Raw genomic sequence first — 23043 nt, forward strand, 5'->3', positions numbered from 1 at the left:
CGAATGGATAAAAATGAAGCGATACAAAAATTTCTTCACCCAGAATCAATCGCCATTGTAGGCGTATCAAAAGATTTCACATCCATTAGTGGTAAACCGATCAAAAACCTTATTCAGCATCAATATAAAGGCAATATTTATCCTGTTAACCCTAAATATGAAGAAATTGGTGGTTATAAGTGTTACCCTTCTTTGGTTGATATTCCTGACTCCGTTGATGTCGCATTAATTGCTGTTTCAGCTAAAAGAATGTTATCTATCATCGATCAATGTAAACAAAAAGCGATTAGAAGTATCGTACTTTTTGGCTCAGGTTTTGCAGAAATAGGAGAAGAAGGTTCAAATCTACAGAATGAAGTGTTAGAAAAGGCTAAGGAAGCGAATATTCATATTCTTGGTCCCAACTGTGTCGGTTTATTAAATGTTCATTTATCACTACCAATGGGGTTTGCTACCTCGTTTGAAACAGATCGGCCCTTTATTTCTGGACCAGTCGGGTTTGCTTCTCAAAGTGGAGCGATTGGCTTTTCATTATTTGGGATGGCACAAGAAGAGAATATAGGATTTTCCTATGTCGTGAATACGGGAAATCAGATGGATATTACGACACTTGATGTCATGAATTATATGGTAAAGGATGAGCAGACATCAATCATTACTGGTTATTTAGAAAGTATTCCAGACGGCGAACAATTTATTCGATTAGCGAAAGCCGCAAAAGAAAAAGATAAACCACTCATCATGTTGAAGGCTGGAAGGTCAAAATTAGGACAGAAAGCGGCTTTATCGCATACAGCCTCAATGACTGGTTCTGACGAAACGTATCAAGCAATCGCCAAACAATATGGCATTATTACAGTGAATGATATTGATGACTTAATCACAACAGTCAAAGTCTTTTTAAATCAAAAAAGGGCAGCTGGAAATAGAGTGGTAACGATTTCTAATTCTGGAGCTGCAGGTATTGCAATGGCGGATTATAGTGAAGATTTGCAGCTTAATATGATTACGTTGACTGAAGAAACGAAGAGAAAAGTGGCAGATTTAATCCCTACTTACGGATCTGCAATGAATCCGATTGATGTGACTGCGCAAAGTTTAAAAGAACAACATATTCTAACCGATACATTGAAAGTATTATTAGAAGATACAACAATAGACAGCATTGTTTTTCAAACGACATTTGGAGGCGAATTAGGCTTTAATATTTGCAAAGCAATAGCGGAAATAGACGCGAAAACAGATAAACCGATACTCGTGACGATTACTGGCACAGATGAATTAACAGGCAAAGGAAGAAGGTATTTACAACAAAATAATATCCCAGTATATAAAACATCTTATGAAACGATGGTTGCACTAAGTTTACTAGTACAATATTCAACAAAGACTGTTAATGATGTTCAGGTAGCTGGTGAAAACATTTATCATACTGATGAAATAAAAGAACGAATTTGGACTGAAGTGAAGGTTAAACATTTATTAACAAACTTTGGCATCCGTACACCTAAAGGAGTACTCATCAATAAGGTAGATGAGATAGAGACTATGAAAGTAGACTGGGATATTCCTAAGGTGTGCAAAGTCATTTCTTCCGATATTCTTCATAAAACGGATGCAGGTGGTGTTATTGTTAATATACAGAATGAACAAGAATTAGCGTTAGCGGTTAAGGAGATAACAGAAAGTGTAAAGAAATATAATAAAGAAGCACAGATAGATGGCTTTCTTGTGGAAGAGATGGTTAAGCAAGAAGGTGTAGAATTTTTCATTGGCGTGAAAGAGGATCCTCAATTTGGTGCGATTATTGTCTGTGGGCTAGGAGGGATATTTATTGAAGTATTTAAAGATGTATCGCTAAGAAAAGCTCCAGTCAGTGAGGAAGACGCAATTGAGATGCTAATGGAATTAAAAGGTTATGCCGTTTTGCAAGGAGTTAGGGGAAAAGGCAGTCATGACATTCAGGCATTAGCTCGAGCGATAGAGAAGATATCACATTTTGCTGCTAATCAAAATGGTAGATTAAAAGAGATGGATATCAATCCTCTGATTGTGCTTGAAGAAGGAGAAGGTGTGCTTGCCCTAGACGGTGTCATCGTTTGGGATGAAAAAATTGATCATTTAATAGAATCCTTATGAATGGAGAAGTCTCTATTATGAAGAATGAATACTTACAATGGCTAGAAAAGGAGTTTAATACATCTCCTTATTGGCAGCTTCTTGGTATTACAATGGATGAATTGGAAGCAGGGAGAGCGCGCATTAAGATGTCAGTACAAAAACAACATTTAAACTCTAATGGTGTGGTTCATGGAGGCGCAACTGCCTCCTTATTGGATTCGGTTATAGGTGTCACTATTCGGTCAATGAAAGATGTTAAAGTTGCGACGATTTCATTAACAACTCAATTTCTCGCCCCTGTTAAAGAAGGGATCTTGTATGCAGAAGCGAAAATGATACATGAAGGAAGAAGAATCCAATATGTTGAGTCTATCCTTACTCAGGAAGATGGAAGTGTTGTTGCCAAAGCGCTAGGTACCTTTTCTATTAAACAGCGGATAAGTTAGGAGGTGGATTTATGGATGAGTCTATTAAAGTACCTCAACCGGAACCGATAAAAGGTGGCATGCCAGAACCGACAGAAATCAATTATTTCTTATCAGATCCCCATATTCATTTTTTATTAGCACACTATGTAAATGATGATTATCAATTAGTTAAAGATAAGTTAATTGAGTTAGGGGATAGAGCAAATAATGAAATCGATCCGCTTTCGAGAGAGGCGGACAGACATCCACCAACATTAACAATGTATGATAAGCGTGGACAACGAATAAACGATGTTAATTATCATTCATCCTATTCACGTCTCGAGGAAATCGGTTATGAAGAATTCGGCTTGGTTGCCATGAGTCATCGTAGCGGTGTCATAGGGGCTGAAACGGCTTTTAATAAAGTGATGAAATACACTTTTTGGTATGTATTTGCTCAAGCTGAATTTGGTTTATGTTGTCCGATGAGTATGACAGACTCAGCGGCGAAGATTTTGGAGGATTATGGAAGTGTAAAACTAAAGAAAGAATACTTACCCCAATTAATTAGCACGAAGAGTGATAGAATGACGGCTGCTCAATTTATGACAGAAAAGCAAGGCGGCTCGGATGTGGGTGCCAATTCAGTCAGAGCAGAAGCTAATGGAGATTCATGGTTAATCACGGGGGATAAATGGTTTTGTTCAAATGTTAGTGCTGATGTAGCACTTGTATTAGCGAGACCAACAGGTGCAAAAGAAGGAACAAAAGGGTTGGCCATGTTCTTAGTACCAAGAATCTTGCCTAGTGGAGAAAGAAATCATTATACGATCAATAAATTAAAAGATAAATTAGGGACAAAAGGAATGGCTTCAGGAGAAGTAACTTTTGAGCGGGCGACTGGTTACTTAGTTGGGGAACTTGATCATGGGTTTAAACAAATGATGTCAATGGTCAACGCTTCAAGGTTATCAAATAGTGTCCGTTCTACAGGTCTCATCAGGCGCTCTTATTTAGAAGCCTTATACACAACTAGAGGACGTATCGCATTTAAAAAACCATTAGCCAAACTTCCTCTCATGCAGAAACAATTATTTGAAATGATGCTAACATCGGAAGTGGCGACATCCATGTCACTATACACGGCACATACCTTTGATTTGACCGAAACTAAAAAGGATGAGAAAGCAAAAACGATGCTAAGATTGTTAACACCTTTGTTAAAAGGTGTAATATGCAAACAAGCAAGAGTGATTGCAGGTGAATCAATGGAAATGAGAGGCGGCAATGGATATATTGAAGAATGGGCAAATGCTAAACTTGTACGTGATGCACATTTAGGGTCAATATGGGAAGGTACGACGAATATTGTTGCGCTGGATGTTTTAAGAGCAATTACAAAAAATAAGGCAAATACTGTGTTAATACAAACAATGAAAACGATTTTAAATGAAGTGACGTTTGTTGATTTTACCCCATTGAGAAAGAAGTTATTAACTAATATGCATCTATTAGAGGAAGATCTTAATCTAATAGGGCAAGTTAGCCCTACAGAAGTAGAAATGGAAGCTATTTCTATCATGCAACGCATTTATTATTTATTAGCGAATTGCTTATTGTTGAAAGAAGCTGAAATTGAAACAAAGGAAACAAGCAGTTATAGAAAATATTTTAATGCTTGTTATTATTATCATCTGCATATCCAAGAAAGTAAGTGTCGGTGTTTTCACCAAAGTGTATGGCAATGGGGAGAAGATGTTATCAATTGGGTGATTATCCCCAAATCAGCGATCTCTCATCTTAATGAGCAATTAAGTAAATAGAAAATTCTAAAAAATATTGCAATTGAAAATTGGATACAGTATCCTATAGATAACCATTTTTATAAGTAGGGTGAAGACGAACGACAACTTGTGAGAAAAAACGTGAAGCTTCGTTGTTACTCCTAGCAAACCATTAAAAACATCATTTAAAGGAACCTTTAATGATTGAATGAATGTTACGATGCATTTCCACAAAGAACATCTACGAACATTTGGCGAAAAATGAGCAGGTATTCGTCTCCACTTCTTTTAATGAATCATACTAAACCAACAAGAATATTAGGAGCAACTATGTCAATGATTGCGTATGGAATAAATGCTCATTTATAGCAAAAAAGGAGGATATAAATGAAAGTTGAGACATATGAAACGATTGACCTAAAAAAAACTCATCATAATCAAATTGCTATCTTACGTTTAAACCGTCCACAATCAATGAATGCATTGAACACCAAAATGGCGAGTGAAATCGTATCAAGTTTAGAAATCTTAAAATATGATCCAGATTTACGAGTCATTATTTTAACTGCAGAGGGGGATAAAAGCTTTTGTGTTGGAGCTGATTTAAAAGAGCGAAACGGAATGAGCCAACGTGACTGGAAAAAACAACATGATATTTTTGAAAGAGTGACTGAATTAATTCGTGAGTTTCCTTTTCCTATTATTTGTGCTGTAAATGGTTATGCGCTAGGCGGTGGTATGGAGATTGCATTAAGCTGTGATATGCGCACGGCAAATGAAAACGCTTCATTCGGTTTACCTGAAGCGAAACTCGGTCTCATACCAGGGATAGGTGGTACACAAATGGCCATAAGAGTATTACCACTTGCAATAGCTAAAGAAATTTTATTTACAGGTAAAAGAATCAGTGCTACAGAAGCTGAGACATATGGACTCGTGAATAAAGTTTGTCGAGAAGAAAGCTTATTAGAAGAGACAATTAAGTTGGCATCAGAAATTGCAGAGAACGCGCCACTTTCATTAAAGGCATTAAAGAAAGTTGTTAATAAAGGAGCAGATTGCGATTTATCTACGGGAATCGCACTAGAATTAGAAGCATATTATCGTTGTGCTAATTCTAACGATCGTTTAGAAGGAATTTATGCTTTTAATGAAAAAAGAAAACCACAATGGCAAGGAAAATAAAGGAGGGTAAAAATGGCACAGACGAAAGTCAATACTGAACATGACATGATTAGAAAAAGTGTGAAAAGTTTATGTGAGAGATTTCCGGAAACGTATTGGCAAGAAACGGATGAAAGGGAAGAATATCCAACAAGTTTCGTTCAAGCCTTAACAGATGAGGGGTGGCTTTCAGTTCTTATTCCAGAACAATATGGCGGAGCTGGTTTGGGAATGACAGAAGCGAGTATTGTATTAGAAGAAATTAATCGCTCAGGCGGGAATGCGGGTGCTTGCCACGCACAGATGTATACAATGGGTGCAATATTAAGGCATGGTAGTGAAGAACAAAAACAGAGATTTCTCCCAAAAATCGCCAGTGGTGAAGCAAGACTCCAAGCATTTGGGATTACGGAACCTACAGCTGGCAGTGATACAACTAGTATTGAAACTTTTGCCCACAAAGAGGGAGAAAAATATATAGTTAACGGACAAAAAATTTGGACATCTAGAGCTGAGCATTCTGATTTAATGCTACTTCTAGCAAGAACAACACCGAAAGAAACTGTAACGAAGAAAACAGATGGCTTAAGTTTATTCATACTAGATATGAAAGAACAACGCGATAAAATAACCATTCGTCCGATTGATACAATGATTAATCATGCGACAACAGAAGTATTCTTTGAAAATGCGGAAATTCCTGTAGAAAACTTAATTGGTGAAGAAGGTAAAGGGTTTAAATATGTTCTTAGTGGAATGAATGCGGAGAGAATATTAATTGCCTCAGAATCTGTTGGAGATGGTTTATACTTTATAGATCGCTCAGTACAGTATGCTAATGAACGTGTAGTATTCAATCGCCCTATTGGAAAGAATCAAGGTGTACAATTTCCAATTGCTAAGGCATTTATGGAAATAGAAGCTGCAAAGCTAATGAGAGATAGGGCGGCTGAATTATTTGATGAGGGAGTCAATTGCGGTGCAGAAGCAAATATGGCTAAATACCTTACTTCCGAAGCGACATGGAATGCTGGAAATGCGGCAATGGATACTTACGGTGGCTATGGTTTTGCCAAAGAATATAATATTGAACGTAAATTTAGAGAAGCGAGATTATTTAAGGTTGCCCCAATTGCCAATAATTTAGTATTAAGCTTTGTCGGACAGCATGTATTAGGATTACCAAGGTCTTATTAACTTGTACCATTTCTTTTACTACAGGGAGGGATAAGGATGACGGGACCTTTAGCAGGCATGAGAGTCGTTGATGTCACAACCAATATTTCTGGTCCAACTTTAACAATGATTCTAGCGGACTTAGGTGCAGAAATTATTAAAATTGAACGTCCGGGTACGGGAGATGACGCCAGAGGAATGGGGCCATTTATGAGTGGAGAAGGTGTATATTTTCTCCATATTAATCGAAATAAAGAGTCGGTTGTCATCGACCTTAAGAAACAAGATGGGAAACAAATCGTTTATGATCTTGTCGAATCGGCAGATGTATTCGTTGAGAACTTCCGACAGGGAAAAGCTGAGCAAATGGGATTAGGTTATGCTAAATTGAAAGCAATAAACAATCAAATCATCTATTGTTCATTATCAGCATATGGCCAAAGTGGGCCGCAAAAATTGCAACCGGGCTATGATGCTATTGCTCAAGCTGAAACAGGTATCATGGGTATCAATGGAGCCAAAGACGCTGAATTAGCGAGAGTACCTGTCTCTATTTTAGATCAAGGAAGTGCAATGTGGGGTGTGATTGGTATTCTATCTGCACTTTTGCATCGAAAGCATACAGGTGAAGGGCAATTTGTTTCTACTTCTTTATATGAAACCGGTTTATTTTGGAGTAGTTATCATATGCTTTCCTTTTTAGCGACAGGAGAAGAACCACAGAAAAACGGCTCTGGTCACACGGCATTTGCTCCTTATGGTGCTTACTTGGCAAGCGATACGTATATCATGATTGGCATTTCTAATCAATCGCTATTTGAAAGATTATGTCGGGTTTTAAATAGTATGGAGTGGCTATCAGATCAGCGATTTAGAGATAATAAAAATCGTGTGGAAAACCAATACATCTTAAAAGAAAAAATAGAACTGATACTTCAAAGGGAAACTGCTGATTATTGGGTGACGGAATTAAGCGCGGCAGGTATCCCAAGTTCCAAAGTGAAAAAAATATCTGAAGTCATTGACGCAAAACAGACAGAAGCCCTCGACATGTGGGAACAAGTAACACATGATACAATTGAAGATTTACGTCTCCCAAGACTACCTTTTCAGCTAAGTAAATCTACACCTAAGGTGAAAACGGCATCGCCAAAACTAGGGGAAAATACGGATTATGTCCTACAATCATTAGGCTATACGCAAGAAAGAATAGCAGAACTTTCATCCAGCCAAGTTATTGCACCTTATGAAAAAGAACTGAAAAACAGATAAAGCATTTATGAGCTCTTCTATTAATGTGGTAAGACATTTATAGGAAGAGCGTTTCTCTTGGTTCAACTAACACGTAAAATAGAACAACTGTTTTTCATCTACAGTATCAAAAAAGTTGAAGAAAAGATGTGTTTGATGAATATTACATATGAAGTGGTAATATTTCATTACTACGATAAATATTTCTTTTCATGAGAAAGATTTCTGCTATAATAGTTGTAATACTGAAACGTTTTAATAGAAGAAAGAGTCAAAATTATAAATGAACGATTGAAAGAGGGCTAGTAAATAGGGATTGGCATGAAAGAGAGTGGAATTTATCAGCTGAAAGATTCCACCATGTTTCAACCTATTGAACCTGCCTCTATAGTCTGGTGAAAACCATCAGCGGTGATTGAGACGTTAACTCATAAAGTGGAATGTTTAAAAGAGAGCATTCAATTAAGGTGGTACCGCGAACCTAACTCGTCCTTATGTATTAAGGCTTGAGTTAGGTTTTTTTTATCTTTTAAAAAACTAGACTGAGACATCACTACATGGGTGTTCGCGCTCTTAAAAGGAATGAATCATATGGGGAAGAAAAGAATGATCGTTAAAATTGGCAGCAGTTCATTAACGAATGAAAGGGGAGAGATTGACCGCTATAAATTTACCGATCATATATTAGCAATTGCAAAAATACAGAAGATGGGCCATGAAGTGATTGTCGTATCCTCGGGAGCAGTAGCAGCAGGTTTTAGAAAACTAGGTTATTCTTCCCGTCCCATTACATTAAAAGGGAAACAAGCTTCGGCTGCTATCGGTCAAGGATTATTAATTCAAAGTTACATGGAAGCTTTATTAAAATTTGACACCTTGGCAGCGCAAATTTTACTGACTCGATCCGACTTTAACAATCAAGTCCGCTTTAGAAATGCGTACGATACGATTATGGAACTGTTAGATCGTAAAGTCATACCGATTATTAACGAAAATGACACTGTTTCTATTGAGGAATTGACTTTCGGGGATAATGATATGTTATCAGCACTCGTTAGCGGGCTTGTTCATGCTGATTTACTTGTAATTTTAACAGATATTAATGGCTTATATGATCAAAACCCGTTTAAGTACCCAAATGCCAGCCGAATTGACTTCTTAAATGAAATTACTGATGTGCAAATGAAAGCGACAGACGGTGCGGGCTCTAAAGTTGGTACTGGCGGCATGTACTCAAAGTTGAATGCTGCTAAAACAGCTATGGAATTAAATGTTCCGGTTTTTATCGGTACTGGTAAAGGTGAAGACAAACTTATAAGCATCCTTAATGGAACTGGAGACGGTACATATCTTTCTAATCAGCAAATGAAAAAGATTAATACGAAACGGCAATGGATTGCCCTTCATTCAACGGTCAAAGGAAAAATCTATGTGGATAAAGGTGCCGAAAAAGCACTTGTGCATGGTGGTGGCAGTCTATTATCACCTGGAATTGTTAAAATTGATGGAAGTTTTCTTTCGGGTGAGGTTGTTGAAGTGAGGTTTGAAAATCAACTAATTGCTAGGGGAGAAGTAAGTTGTTCTAGTCAATATCTTACGCAAACAGCACATGAGAAAAACCGAATTAAAGAAGTGATTCATCGTGATAAATTAGTTTTGGAATCGAATAGGAGTGAAGGGAAATGACAAGTGAAGTATATGAAAAAGGTAAGTTAGCAAAAAAAGCGAGCTATCGTTTAAATGGAGCTACGACAGCAGAAAAAAATCAAGCATTAAAGGCCATTGCCAATCAATTAATAGAAGATCAAGAGGAGATCCGTTTAGCCAATGAAAAAGATATAAGGATGGCGCGTGGCCACATGAGTGACAGTATGATTGATCGTCTTATGTTAGATGAGTCTAGAATAAAAGCAATGGCACAAGCGGTCACTGATATCGCACAACTTGACGATCCTATAGATCGTGTATTGCAGACAATAAAAAAAGAAAATGGTCTACTTATTCAACAAAAGTCAGTCCCACTGGGTGTTATAGGCATGATTTACGAGGCAAGACCTAACGTAACTATTGATGCAGCTTCACTAGCTTTAAAGACAAATAATTGTGTAATTTTACGAGGGAGTAAAACGGCTCTACATAGTAATCGTGCGCTTGTCCAAACTGTTCATCGGGCATTACAATCGACGGAGCTACCAATTGATAGCGTCTTATTAATTGAAGATACGAGTAGAGAAGCTGCCAAAGAATTATTTCATCTTCATACTTTTCTCGATGTGCTTATCCCTAGAGGTGGAAAAGGATTGATTGATACTGTTGTACGTGAGGCATCCGTGCCGGTTATTGAAACAGGCGCAGGCAATTGCCATATGTATATTGATGAGTTTGCGGAATTAGAAATGGCGAAGAAAGTAGTATTAAATGCGAAGAAACAAAGACCTTCTGTTTGCAATAGTATCGAATCTCTTTTGATTCATACTCATTGGTTGGAAAAATACGGGGAAGAATTTTTAGCTTACATGGAGAACGAGGGAATTGAAATGGTTGGTGATCAATATGTGAAAGCCTTTCTTCCTCACATCGAATTAGCCACTACAGAAGATTTTCACAGTGAGTTTCTTTGCTTAAAAATGAGCGTTAAAACAGTTGCCTCTGTTGAAGACGCCATTACTCATATTCGTCAATATGGGACAAAGCATTCAGAAGCAATTATAACTGAAAATAATAGTCGTGCAGCAACCTTTATGAATCATGTAGATGCTGCTGCTGTTTATCATAATGCTTCAACAAGATTTACAGATGGATTTGAATTTGGTTTTGGCGCTGAGATTGGCATTAGCACACAAAAAATGCATGTGCGTGGACCAATGGGATTAAAAGCATTAACATCAAGTAAATATTTTATTGAAGGCAATGGACAAATAAGAGAATAATTGTTAGCTAGAAGTTAGAGGAATTTTGCTAGCGTTAGAGAAGTATAAATGAATAAGATGATATTCTTCTAAAAAGGTGTGACTTATACATGGAAACTATTCCTAAGCCAGCGGCGACAGTCTTATTAATCAATCCACAAGGACAAGTATATATGACGAAACGCCCAGCAACAATGAAATTTCTTGCTGGGCATTATGTTTTTCCTGGTGGCGCAGTGGATGAGAAAGACTCACTGCTATCTAATAGATTAATTGCTCCAACAGATCAGGCAAATATCCCTTTAGCTTATTATGTTGCTGCCGCAAGAGAAGTCTATGAAGAAATTGGAGTTTTCCTTGGATGTGATAGAACAGGGGAGCCGCTCTCATTTCAAAGAGAAGAAAGTTTGAACGATAGGAAAAGGCTCTTAAAAAAGGAAATAAGTTTTATCGAGTTATTAAAAGAAAAAGAAGCCGCGCTAGATTGTCGCTGCTTCACATATATCGGCCATAAAACGACACCAGCAAAAAGTCCAATACGTTTTGATACACGTTTCTTTATTACGCGTCTTCCAAAACGGCAACAACCAATTCCTGATCCTTATGAAGTGGCAGAAGCCAGGTGGATATATCCAAAAGATGCTTTGCATGCATATGAGAAGGGTGAAATTAAACTCATACACCCGACTATCCGTTCACTTGAAAAAGCAATTTGTTGGTTAGATGCAACTTCATGAATAACTTGAGTAAGCATTTCTGTTCTGTATAACCTTTCTTTCTTCTATCAACTTAATTAAATGAGCTTCTGTTGTTTTTTCTGCCACTACTTTGTTTGAGGGGTGAATATGACCAGCGTATATCTTATTCGTAATTTCGTGTAATAACAGGGGCTCATTCTCTTTTAAAATTTGTAAAATTTGTTCTTCTCTCTGTATCCTTCTATTCAGTACATAATCAATATGTTCGTATGGATTATTTATCCAATCGCCATGACCAGGACCAACCATTGTTAAGGATAATGATTTTATTTTTTCTAATGTGATGAAATAATCTTTCATATTCCCATCTGGTGTACCAATCCAAGAAGTTCCCTTTTCTATTAAATTGTCACCTGCCAGTAAAATCTTCTTAGAAGGTAAATAAAAGCTTAAATGGCCTGAAGAATGCCCTGGGAGATGTAATGCGATCAGAGATTCATCGCCTATAGATATTTCTTCGTGATCAGAAAGGTAATGGAGGTGATCAATTTGAACATTCCTTCTGATTTCCGGCTCCTCAAGTGGATGAGCAAATATAGGTATTTGCCAATCAAGAAGTTGTTTCACTCCAGGTGAATGATCTTTATGTCCATGGGTGAGAAGAATCGCTTTCGGAATGGGAAGCTCATGTTTTTTTAGTGCTGTATGTAGTGTTTCTCTTGTAATGGGTTGATTATAACCAGTGTCAATGATTAGAGTTTCCTCTTTATTACCAATGATGTAGCTATTTGTTGTTGTATATGGCCAAAGAGTGGGAGTAGGAATAGGTATTCGTAAAACACTAATATCAGATTTCATTATGTCCACCTTTTATAAATAATTTGAATATTATGAATATTTTTTAGCTATTGATACTTACTGAAAAAATATGCTATGATACATAAGTATGGCTGTTTGTTATTATTGTGTAAAAGTACCCAATATAATAATACCAAAAATATTGAGATGTGTCAACTAATTTTTTATCGAGGAGTGATTCTATGCAAGAGCGACAAGAAGAGCAAAAAAGGGTTGATAGAATAATACATGAAGTGATTAAGAAGCAAGTCGCTTATATAGAAAATCGCGACCACGTACAAAAGGATGTAAAGCAATTAAAAACAGGATTTTGGGATGATGTGACAGTCAACCTAGAGGAAATGGACGATGTAATTGAGACATTTCAAAGTGTAAAGCAGCAAGCAGAATTATTAGGGGAAAGAGAACGGCGAATGGGAATGCTCGATCAATATGTCAACATATTGTCGAAACAAAAAGACTCACCCTATTTTGGCAGAATTGATTTTAAGGAAGATGGGGAAGAAAAGGAATCCATATATATTGGTGTTGCCTCATTAATGGATGAAAACGATGAGCAGTTTCTTATTTATGATTGGCGGTCACCTGTTGCGAGTATGTATTACGATTACACACCTGGAAAAGCAAAATATGACACCCCTTATGAAACAATTATGGGAGAAATGTTATTAAAGCGTCAATTTATTATAAAAAAGGGGAAAATTGAAGGGTTATTTGATACGGGTTTAACGATTGGCGATAGTGTGCTGCAGGAAGTGTTAGGTGGACACGCAAATGCACAGATGAAAAGTATTGTTGCTACGATTCAAAAGCAACAAAATGCAATTATTCGCAATGTGAAAGACGATTTGATTATTGTTCAAGGAGTGGCAGGTAGTGGGAAAACATCAGCAGCATTACAAAGAATCGCTTACCTACTATATCATTATAGGAAATCATTACATGCTGAAAATATCATGCTATTCTCGCCAAATCCGCTATTTAATAGTTATGTTTCTCAAGTGTTACCAGAATTGGGTGAGAAAAATATGAAGCAGGATACTTTTTGGCACTTCATTCAAAGTAAGTATGATGCAAAGCTTACGATAGAAACACCGCTTGATCAATTAGAATTTCTTCTTCAAGAAAATGATTCAAGTGAAAAAAGAGTCCAGGAAATTGAAAATAAGTCCTCTTTATCCTATAAATCTTCTATGGATCAATATATTAGCCATTTATTAATAGAAGGGATGATTTTCCGTGATATCACCTTTCATAATGAAAAATGGCTGACTGTCGATGAAATCGGTGAGAAATTTTATTCTTACGAAAGTAATATCTCAATCGCGAACAGACTGCAACTTATACAAGAATGGATCCTTTCTATAATAAAGAAAAAGGAGAAAGCAGAACGGAAAAAGGCATGGGTTGAGAATGAAGTAGAATTACTTGATAAAGAAGATTATTTACAAGCATATAAAAAGGCACAGCAAATAGATAATGATGGCTTTATGCAACCAGAAGTTGAGCAAGCGTATTTGATGAAAATGGTTGTAAAAAGGAGACTTAAGCCACTTCGGAAACAAATCAAATCTTTCTATTTTGTTGATATACTTGCAATGTACGTTGAGTTTTTACGTACAAGTAACAAAGATGATTCGGGATTAGAGGCAACTGTATCTGGTGATATGCTGTATGAAGATGTGGTACCCTATTTATATTTAAAACAACAATTACTAAAGGAAGATGGTCATACGTCTGTACGTCATATTTTTATTGACGAAGCACAGGATTATTCACCCTTTCACTTTGCCTATTTAAAAGAGTTATTCCCGCATAGTAAGTGGACGTTATTGGGAGATGTGAATCAAACTATTCACTTTCACGCTGACAATCAGTCTGTCCTTTTTAGTAATGAAAAAGCTACAGTTTATCAATTAAGACAAAGTTATCGTTCAACAAAAGAGATTACGACATTTACTTCAAGTCTACTTTTGAATAATGAAGATATCATTCCTTTTAACCGAAGTGGCGAAAAGCCCGTTATCAAAAATGTGGATGAGAAAGAAGCGCTAACGATACTCATAGATGTCGTTCGTCGATCCGTCTCGCTAGGTCATGAAACCATTGCGATCATTGCTAGGAGTGCGAGTCAAAGTGAGGAGTGTTACCGTCAATTATTTCCTCATTTTAACAATGTGAACCTTATCCATCAAAAAACAACGGAATTTCAAAAAGGAATTACCATTATTCCATCTTATTTAGCAAAGGGGATTGAATTTGATGCTGTTGTTATCCCTGATGGTGAACAATATAAAAAAGAGAGGGACCGCTTTTTATTCTATACTGTGTGTACGAGGGCAATGCATCAATTAGTCATCCTGCAAAAATCGCAAACGAATCCGTTTATAAATGGAGCAAATGTGCACACATATGAATCTATATTATAATGATTGTTTTAGGTATGTAGGATATTATTCGTATCTTGCATACTTTTTTTATATCTTTTGATGTGTTTTTACAAATTAAAGGAGGAAAAGGGGATTTCTTGCATAACCCTTTTAAGGGAGCAATTTTTGCTTTCAACCTGATTAGAGGGAGGAATGTGAAGTGAAAAAAATGGTCGCTTGTATTGCCATCGTCACGCTATTTATGTTAACAACCTCTCAAGTATTTGCTGCTAAAACGATTACGCCTCAAGGAAAGCTTAAGCCACCAGGAGAAGTATTCACGCCGGGAGAATGGTTTCTCGGAAGTGTACCACCGAATTTAGATACAAGTAAACCCCCGATTGTCTTTGTTCAAGGAAAAAATGGTAGTTCAACTAGTTGGTATGAAGAAACGGAATATCATGGTGTAAATGATATGTATACAAAAGCGTATGAATCTGGTTATCAAACTGTGTTTTTACAATTGCATGATGCGGCAGGGGAAGGTTCGGCAAGCCAATTTGATAACGGTGAACTTCTCGCTTCGATGCTTGCTGATATTTCCGCGCATTTTCAAGGGAGAAAATTAAATATTGTCGCTCACAGTAAAGGTGGGCCAGATACACAAGCGGCCCTCATTCATTATGGTGCACACGCATATGTTGGTCGAGTCATTACATTAGGTTCCCCTCATCATGGTTCACATTTGGCTGACCTTGCTTATAGTTGGTGGGCAGGGTGGTTAGGTACGTTGTTAGGGCAAAAGGATGATGGGACCTTTTCTTTACAGGTAGGTGAAATGGCTCACTTTCGCTCAATAACTGATCATCATTCTAATGCAACGAAGAATAAGTATTACACTGTTTCCGGGACAAATAAGGGACCGTCAATGTCCGCTTTATGGATGGGTGGCCAATACTTATCCTCTGAAGGTGAAAATGATGGTTTAGTTAATGATTGGAGTACAAGATTACCATATGGTACACATCTCTTTAATGACACCTCTCTCGATCATGATAAAATTCGTATGGGCTCCGCTGTATTTTCTAGAATTGAACCATATTTGCGTACATCATCTGTAGCCGGATTGAAAACGGATGATGTAAAAAGTAGCGACACATTTATGTCTGAAGATATTTCCTCCTATACCCACGGTGGCGAATGGCAAGGGAATGCCCTTTATAAACAATCCTTTCATGTGGATGAACAACTTAAAAACATACAAATCTGGACATCAACGAAGGATGTTAAAGTTAGATTAATCTCGCCAACTGGAAAAGAGTATCAAAGTTACGCTTCATCACCTAAAAGTGCAGAAATATTTAATGGGGCAGCAGCACATAGTTTTACTGGCATTATATCTGAAACAGGCCGTTGGCAAGTGCAACTAACATCTAATAAGAAAGATAATGCCTATGTGATGAATGTTACCCATGAAGGGAAAAATAATCTAGAACTAAAGATGAATCCACTTTTCTCAAAGGATCCAGTTGCTTTCTCCCTACAATCAAACAACAATATACAATCTATCACAATGAATACGAAATTAGTGGATAAGAACGGCAATACAGTAGTGGCACCTTTAGATGTACAAAACACTTCGCTTAATGGGTCAATTGGCCAATTTAATGCTAAGTTAAGTAGTGGTGTTTATAATATGACTATTGATATAAAAGGTAAAACACTTCAAGGGGCCCCTTATGAAAGAACAGTTATTCGCTCGTTTTATGTACAATAGTAGTGTTTGATTTATCGTTTGATTGATGACTGAGGTGCTGATACTGGCATCTCTTTTTCTTTTTAACTAAAATAAAGGCAAGTCAATTGAATTAGATGGGGTGAGATGTGAATGAAGTTTATAAATAAAACAGTTATTGTCACTGGTGCAGGAAATGGAATTGGTCAAGGGGTTGCACTCGCTTATAGGCGGGAAGGTGCCAACGTAGTAGTGGCTGATTGGGATGATTCTAACTTTGCTGCGCTTGAAGCAAAGGGGCTTGATTGCCTTCAGATAAATGTCCAAGAAGAAGCAGACATTCAACGATTATTAGAACAAACAATCGAGAAGTATGGACAAGTAGATATTCTCATTAATAATGCTGGTGTATCTGTCTTTAAACCTTTGTTCGAATTAACATTAGACGAATGGGATCGTGTCATCAATACAAATGTAAGAAGCGTATTTCTAGCCACGAAAGAAGCGGCGAAATATATGAAAAATAACGAAACTGGTGGAGCAGTTGTAAATATGGCTTCTACTCGTTCGATGATGTCTGAAGTCAATTCAGAAGCCTATGCTGCTTCAAAAGGTGGCATTGTTAGTTTAACTCATGCATTAGCTCTTTCCCTAGCAGATTATCACATTACGGTTAATTGTATTTCGCCAGGGTGGATTGAGACGAATGAGAAGGCGGAACTGCGAGAAGTTGATCATCATCAGCACCCTTCAAGGAGAGTCGGGACGGTAGCTGATATAGCTAAAGCCTGTCTTTACTTAACAGATCCAGAAAATAACTTTGTGAACGGAGAGAATATTACTGTAGATGGTGGTATGACGAAGAAAATGATATATGAAGAATAAATAACTGATAAAAAGCAAGGTTCCTCTAGTAAAGAATAAAGGAACCTTGCTTGTTTATATTTCTATTTCATTGCGTCTGACCACTCTTCTACATTCCACACTTTTGTGACCCAATCTTCGTAAAAATCGGGTTCGTGGCAAACGAGGACAATGGTGCCTTTGTATGCTTTTAAGGCTCTTTTTAATTCTTCTTTCGCAGTAATATCTAAGTGGTTTGTTGGTTCGTCAAACAGCAGCCAATTGCTTTCGTTCATCATTAACTTGCAAAGACGTACTTTCGCTTGTTCTCCCCCACTTAGTTGGTTCATTGGTCTTGAAATATGTTCATTTTTTAGCCCGCATTTAGCGAGAGCTGCACGTACCTGATGCTGATCCATCGCTGGGAACTCGTTCCATACATCATCTATGGGTGTAATTTGCTCGCCTTTCACTTCCTGTTCGAAATAGGAAGGGTAGAGGAAGTCACCTCTTTCAATTTTTCCGCTAATCGCTGGGATTTTTCCAAGCATTGTTTTTAAGAGGGTAGATTTTCCGACACCGTTACAACCAACTATGGCAATGCGATCCCCTTTTTCAATCGTAATTGACATTTTTGGCAATAGGGCATGTGTATAACCAATTTCAAAATTCTCGCCTTCAAACACATAACGGCTACTAGCCCTCGACTCTTTAAATTCGAAAGTAGGTTTAGCGGCTGTTTCAGGACGATCAATTCTCTCCATCCGGTTTAATTGCTTTTGCCTACTTTTTGCACGACCTGTGGTTGAATATCTCGCCTTGTTTTTTGCGATAAAATCTTCTTGTTTCTTGATGAATTCCTGTTGCTTTTCATATGCTTGGATATGTTGATTTTTATTGATTTCTGCCAGTTCTAAGAATTTTTCATAACTAGCCGTATAGCGAGTAAGTTTAGAGAATTCTAGATGAAAAATAACATTTGAGACACCGTTCATAAATTCAGTATCATGCGAGATTAAAATGAAGGCATACGGATATTCTTTTAAATAGTTGGATAACCAGTCTATATGTTCAACATCTAAATAGTTTGTTGGTTCATCTAAGAGTAAAACTTGAGGTTGCTCAAGCAATAGTTTAGCAAGTAAGACTTTTGTTCTTTGCCCACCGCTAAGTGCTGCGACATCTCTATCCAAACCTATTGCATCTAATCCCAATCCTCTTGCGGCATCGTCTATTTTTAAGTCGATTGAATAAAATCCGCCTGCTTCTAGTGTATCTTGAATTTCTCCCATTTGCTCTAGCAAAACTTCTAATTCTTCTGGTGTGGCATCTGCCATCTTCGCTGTGACTTCATTTAATTCTTCTTCTTTTTTATATAATGGTAGAAAGGCATCTCTTAATGCATCGCGCATCGTTTTTCCAGGGGTTAAAACAGTATGTTGATCCAGATACCCATATTGAACATTAGGTGTCCATTCCACTTTGCCCCCATCGTGAATAAGTTGCCCTGTAATAATATTCATTAAAGTAGATTTACCTACCCCGTTCGCTCCAACTAACCCTACGTGATCTTCTGCTAATAAACGAAAAGACACGTCCTTAAATAATGTTCGATCGCCAAAAGTATGACTAAGATGATCAACTGTAAGTAAACTCATTTTGTAATCCTCATTTCTTCATAATCATTTAATAATCATACTAGATTTCTCGATGTTTAACTAGTGGAGAGGCGATATTTATCTATAAAAGAAAAATTCCTTTTGAGGAATGGCTGGTGGTATAATATGGTTTAAATACATATAAAAGGGGGATTGTTATGCAATTAACGATTCATGCAAAAGGAGAAGGAGCGAATGTCCTTTCTTTTTTATTGGCTAAACACCCTGAACGTCTTTATGAAAGAGAGCATAAAGGGCATAAAGTACGTCTCTTTTATCAATCCTTTACTCCCAATGAGGTGAAAGTAACGATATACGTCGTTTTGGATGCTATAAGTTTATTAAGGGATAGTGGAGAGAAGTTAGATATTACACATTATATTAATGACCGTGAATTTGCAGTTAGTAGTTTGTTTTTATCGCTCATACGCTCTCCTCTTGCGACAGCCCTAAATGGCTTACCTAAGGAAGAATATTTATCATATGTGGGGCAGGTATTTCAATTTTCTTATTCATTTGGTCCAGTAAATACAGACCTTTCTGTAGAGAATCTTCGGGAGTTGTTTTCACCGCTTGGATTTAGCTTATCTGTGCAATCTGAAACGAAAAACAGTCCTCTTTATGTAACTGTTACAGGTGAGACAACGTTACAAAAGGGGTTAAGGCAGTTATTTATTCTCATTCCAGTTATTGATAATTATAAGCACTATTATATTGATGAAAAAGAGGCGGAAAAGCTTCAGCGTTTCGGAGAAGGTTGGCTAGATGATCATCCTCAAAAAGAATGGATTTATAAACGTGCCTTAAAGTATAAAGGGCTCTTAGGCGACAATATAACCGAACACACAAAGGTTGAAAAGGAAAAGAAGCAAAAAGGACTAAACCAACTACGTTATGAAAAGATAATCGAGATCATTCAATCTAAACCTCATCTTAGAAAGATAATAGATATGGGGAGTGGAGAAGGAAAACTTAGTACTAGATTAGGTTTTTTACCAAATGTGAGTGAAATAATCGCAGTTGAACCAAGTGAACGAGAAACGGTAAAGGCGACAAAAAGATATGCAAAAGCTGCCGAAAATCCGGGCTTCTTAATGCCAATGCAAAAATGGGGTTCGGTATTTTATTATGATGATGGACTAAAGAATAAAGACGTCTTTATTTTATGTGAAGTGATTGAACATATTGCCGAAGAAAAATTGCAAACGGCCATGCAACTTATTTTTCAAGAGTATAAGCCTGCGGTTTGTATTATTACAACACCGAATAAAGAATATAATACACTTTATCAACTTGGTGAATCCATGCGCCATTATGATCATCGCTTTGAATGGACAAGAGCAGAATTACATGCATGGGTTGAGAAGATGACTGCTATGTATGCATATAAGGCAAGCATTTCTAGTATAGGTGATATAGATCATGAACGAGGTGCGCCGACTCAAATAGTCGTTTTCGAAAAAGAGGTGATGGTATGAGGAGAAGAATCACAATTCCTAACGCTGGTGTCATTTTACTTGTTGGGCCTTCTGGTAGTGGTAAAACAACATTATTGCAGAACTGGATCGATAGCGGACAAATAAGAGACTCAGAAGTTTTAAGTTCAGATAAATATAGAAAAATAGTTGCAGATCAAGAGTACACCTCAGTTGAAAGCAGTAATAACAAGGTGGGGCAGATCTTATTTGAACAGTATCAAATGATTTCTAAAGAGGCATTTGAACTACTAGAATCAACCCTACAAGCAAGATGTCGTTTAAATAAATGTAGTTTCATTGATGCGACTAATATAAATAGTGATGATCGCAAAAAATTGATTTCCATTGCACATCGCCATCATTTACCGATAAGCGCAATTGTGCTAGATATCGATTTAGATACATTATTAATGAGAGATAACGAACGAATATTCCCAAGGGGTTCAAAACGCATTAAACAACAAATGAAAAGGTTCCAATATAATAAGCGTTATTTAAAAACAGAAGGTTATCATCAACTTCATATGATAAAAGAATTGAATCACTCTGTTGAAATAGCACGAATGGATGAAGTTCCTCCTATTGATGTGGGAGCAGGAATTGATATCATTGGTGATATTCATGGTTGTTATACTGAGCTATTACAATTATTAGAGAAGTTAGGTTATGAAGAAAATGAACAAGGGCTCTATACTCATCCCTTTGGGAGAAAGTTTTTATCACTAGGTGATATTATGAGTCGAGGACCGCGCTCTTTAGAAACGCTTTTATTTTTTAAAAATCATGTCAATAATAACTTAGCTTATATGATTGATAGTAATCATGGTTGGAAAATCTACAGATGGTTAAAAGGAAATCAAGTCACTTTGCAACATGGTGACGAATTGACGGCTAAAGAAATCAATCAATGGTTAGCTACCTATTCAGAAGAAGAGCAAAAACGACTGAAGGATGAGTTCATTCAGTTTTTAGGAAATGCTCCGGCACATTATATAATCGAGGATGAAGGTGTGCCGATGCTTGTATGCACGCATGCAGGGATTAAAGATGAGTATATAGGTAAAAAATCCCAACAAATATCGGATTATTGTCGATACGGTGAATCATCAAGTCGCATGAAAGATGGTATTCCCATAAGAGATGAATGGTATCATCATCATACAGGTCATATGACCATAATATGGGGGCATGATCCGAGACCATATCCGACTACTATCAACTCTACGATTAATATTGATCAAGGTGTCGTATTTGGAGGGAAATTAACAGCCTATCGATATCCCGAGAAGTCATTTGTCGCGGTGGATGCTCTCAAAAATTATAACGGTGTAGAGCATAACCCAATTATAGAATGGAAGAGCAAGAGGTTGCAACCCCCTAATATACAAGCGCTTATTGAAGGTTATCGCATACAAATGGAAGAATTCGAAGATGTAAGTGTGAAAGGTAAGTATGTCAAACCAGTCATTGGTTCGTTATCTACAGCCGATACCCATTTTGGTCAACTGGTTTATCTCCCTCCAACTATGAGTCCTGTTCCTATTCCGAGTCAGTTGCCAGATTATTTAGAACATCCAGTAGAGGCTTTTAAATATTATCGGGATTATGGTGTTAATCAACTTATTGTTGAGAAAAAGCATATGGGTTCACGGGGGATTTTACTCATTTTTAAGAATGAGGAAGTAGCATTAAACTATACTGGGATTAGGAATTTAGGTGCGATATATTCAAGAAGTGGGAAGCGCTTTTTTAAAAAGGATATAGAAGAGCGAATATTAACGGTTATTCAATCTAGTTTAAAGAAAAATGACTATTTTGATAAGTACGAAACAGACTTTGTATTACTGGATTGTGAGATCATGCCGTGGAATTTAAAGGCACAAGATTTAATCAATAAACAATATAATCTTGTAGCTGAAAGTGCAATCTTAGACCGAAAAATCTTGGATAAAGCACTAAGTGAAGCATTGGTTGAGAACCAGTGGTTAAAAGAAAATGAAGAGAAGTTAGAACGTGCAGAAAGTTTTCAAAAAGTGTATGAAAAGTATTGCTGGGAAGTTTCAGACATAGATCGCATTGTGATAGCTCCATTTCATATCCTAGCACATAGTGGAAGAGTATATCACGAAAAACCCCATACATGGCATATGACTCATGTGGAAGAACTATCCAACGTATGTAGTATTTTTAGGCCTACTGAATATTTACTAATTGAAGATGAATCGGATTGGGAGCAAGTAATTAGTTGGTGGAAAGAAATGACAGAAGAAGGGCATGAAGGAATGGTTGTTAAACCCAACCAGTTTACCGTATGGGAAAAAGGGAAGCTGTTACAACCGGCGTTAAAGGTAAGGGGAAGAAAGTATTTACAAATCATATATGGCATGGATTATTTAGAAGAGAAATACTTAGAGCGGTTGAAGAAAAGAAACACGAAACGTAAACAAAAATTAGCTTTACAAGAATTTTCCTTAGGGATAGAGGCGTTAAATCGCTTTGTAAAGCAAGAAGAAATAGGTCGAATTCATGAATGTATTGTCGCTATACTTGCCCTCGAAGGAGATGAAGTCGACCCGAGATTATAGTCGT

At 37.0% G+C, this 23043-nt stretch carries 16 protein-coding genes; 14 read left to right on the forward strand and 2 right to left on the reverse strand.

Annotation, left to right across the window (positions count from 1 at the left end; translation table 11 throughout):
• Positions 1-3: 3 nt before the first annotated feature.
• From MKX78_RS11575 to MKX78_RS11615, 9 genes are all read left to right on the forward strand, one after another.
• Complete coding sequence (locus MKX78_RS11575; RefSeq protein WP_307314093.1) at positions 4-2139, forward strand: acetate--CoA ligase family protein; 2136 nt, start codon at positions 4-6, stop codon at positions 2137-2139.
• Positions 2140-2156: 17 nt separating this feature from the next.
• The gene (locus MKX78_RS11580) at positions 2157-2567 is read left to right on the forward strand and encodes a PaaI family thioesterase (protein ID WP_180316969.1); all 411 of its coding nucleotides are present in this window, start codon (positions 2157-2159) and stop codon (positions 2565-2567) included.
• 11 nt (positions 2568-2578) lie between these two features.
• The gene (locus MKX78_RS11585; RefSeq protein WP_307314091.1) at positions 2579-4354 is read left to right on the forward strand and encodes an acyl-CoA dehydrogenase family protein; all 1776 of its coding nucleotides are present in this window, start codon (positions 2579-2581) and stop codon (positions 4352-4354) included.
• A gap of 348 nt (positions 4355-4702) precedes the next feature.
• Positions 4703-5500: an enoyl-CoA hydratase/isomerase family protein gene (locus MKX78_RS11590; RefSeq protein ID WP_307314088.1), complete on the forward strand. Its 798-nt coding sequence runs from the start codon at positions 4703-4705 to the stop codon at positions 5498-5500.
• Between the two features lie 12 nt (positions 5501-5512).
• Positions 5513-6676 carry an acyl-CoA dehydrogenase family protein gene (locus MKX78_RS11595; protein WP_307314087.1) on the forward strand — a complete coding sequence of 388 codons (1164 nt, stop codon included), beginning with the start codon at positions 5513-5515 and terminating at the stop codon, positions 6674-6676.
• Positions 6677-6712: 36 nt separating this feature from the next.
• The gene (locus tag MKX78_RS11600; RefSeq protein WP_095373351.1) at positions 6713-7927 is read left to right on the forward strand and encodes a CaiB/BaiF CoA transferase family protein; all 1215 of its coding nucleotides are present in this window, start codon (positions 6713-6715) and stop codon (positions 7925-7927) included.
• A gap of 570 nt (positions 7928-8497) precedes the next feature.
• Positions 8498-9592, forward strand: a complete 1095-nt coding sequence (proB, locus tag MKX78_RS11605; protein ID WP_307314086.1) for a glutamate 5-kinase — start codon at positions 8498-8500, stop codon at positions 9590-9592.
• On the forward strand, positions 9589-10836 hold the full coding sequence (locus MKX78_RS11610; RefSeq protein WP_307314083.1) for a glutamate-5-semialdehyde dehydrogenase: 1248 nt from the start codon (positions 9589-9591) through the stop codon (positions 10834-10836). Before proB ends, MKX78_RS11610 begins: the two co-directional genes overlap by 4 nt.
• An 89-nt stretch (positions 10837-10925) precedes the next feature.
• On the forward strand, positions 10926-11552 hold the full coding sequence (locus MKX78_RS11615) for an NUDIX hydrolase (protein WP_095373348.1): 627 nt from the start codon (positions 10926-10928) through the stop codon (positions 11550-11552).
• Here MKX78_RS11615 and MKX78_RS11620 read toward each other — a convergent pair.
• Entirely contained in the window at positions 11547-12371 is an 825-nt protein-coding gene (locus MKX78_RS11620; protein WP_095373347.1) for an MBL fold metallo-hydrolase, read from the reverse strand. The genes MKX78_RS11615 and MKX78_RS11620 overlap by 6 nt on opposite strands.
• A gap of 182 nt (positions 12372-12553) precedes the next feature.
• Between MKX78_RS11620 and helD the strand changes: the two genes are divergently transcribed.
• From helD to MKX78_RS11635, 3 genes are all read left to right on the forward strand, one after another.
• A complete protein-coding gene (helD, locus tag MKX78_RS11625; RefSeq protein ID WP_095373346.1) occupies positions 12554-14800 on the forward strand; it encodes an RNA polymerase recycling motor HelD in 2247 nt (748 codons plus the stop codon).
• Positions 14801-14969: 169 nt separating this feature from the next.
• Positions 14970-16517, forward strand: coding sequence for an esterase/lipase family protein (locus tag MKX78_RS11630; protein ID WP_307314798.1), 1548 nt, complete (start codon positions 14970-14972; stop codon positions 16515-16517).
• Between the two features lie 111 nt (positions 16518-16628).
• Positions 16629-17360: an SDR family NAD(P)-dependent oxidoreductase gene (locus MKX78_RS11635; RefSeq protein ID WP_095373345.1), complete on the forward strand. Its 732-nt coding sequence runs from the start codon at positions 16629-16631 to the stop codon at positions 17358-17360.
• 62 nt (positions 17361-17422) lie between these two features.
• Here MKX78_RS11635 and MKX78_RS11640 read toward each other — a convergent pair whose 3' ends face one another.
• The gene (locus MKX78_RS11640; protein WP_095373344.1) at positions 17423-18976 is read right to left on the reverse strand and encodes an ABC-F family ATP-binding cassette domain-containing protein; all 1554 of its coding nucleotides are present in this window, start codon (positions 18974-18976) and stop codon (positions 17423-17425) included.
• Between the two features lie 158 nt (positions 18977-19134).
• Here MKX78_RS11640 and MKX78_RS11645 point away from each other — a divergent pair, with 158 nt between their 5' ends.
• Both MKX78_RS11645 and MKX78_RS11650 read left to right on the forward strand, forming a co-directional pair.
• Positions 19135-20454, forward strand: coding sequence for a 3' terminal RNA ribose 2'-O-methyltransferase Hen1 (locus MKX78_RS11645; RefSeq protein WP_307314070.1), 1320 nt, complete (start codon positions 19135-19137; stop codon positions 20452-20454).
• Entirely contained in the window at positions 20451-23039 is a 2589-nt protein-coding gene (locus MKX78_RS11650; RefSeq protein ID WP_307314067.1) for an AAA family ATPase, read from the forward strand. The genes MKX78_RS11645 and MKX78_RS11650 overlap by 4 nt, the downstream gene beginning before the upstream one ends.
• The last annotated feature ends 4 nt before the right edge of the window (positions 23040-23043 follow it).

This window comes from Cytobacillus sp. FSL R5-0569 (assembly GCF_038007265.1).
Classification (GTDB): Bacteria; Bacillota; Bacilli; order Bacillales; family Cytobacillaceae; genus Cytobacillus; species Cytobacillus kochii.